Origin of the sequence: Paraburkholderia sp. SIMBA_030, from assembly GCF_046535245.1 — a bacterium.
In the GTDB taxonomy this organism is placed as follows: Bacteria; Pseudomonadota; Gammaproteobacteria; order Burkholderiales; family Burkholderiaceae; genus Paraburkholderia.
The window spans coordinates 1-247 of record NZ_JAWRXB010001305.1 but is presented as its reverse complement, the minus strand read 5'-3'; the positions used below and the strand labels follow the sequence as shown (position 1 = coordinate 247).

Annotated in this window: 1 pseudogene; it reads left to right on the top strand. The window is 47.0% G+C overall.

The window, feature by feature from the left end:
• Positions 1-61: 61 nt before the first annotated feature.
• Positions 62-247: pseudogene (locus tag SB772_RS44270) on the top strand (NADH oxidase); the annotation flags it as partial.

Sequence of the window (247 nt, the reverse complement as noted above, 5' to 3'; positions counted from 1 at the left end):
CCGTGGTCCGATCACCTTAAACCGTAACTTTGGTTTTGCGTGGGGTGTGAATGGATTCCTATTGTTCAATGCACTTGGCAAACTTGGTAGTGAAACGGTTCAGTCCATGCGCAAACGCGTGGCAGAAGAAATTACCACCACCTTTGCGAGCAGCTATACGCATGAAGTGACCCTAGAAGAAGCGCTACAGTTAAAATCAATCGCCGCTTATGGCAAACAGGCGACTGGTGAGAAATACTTAATCAAG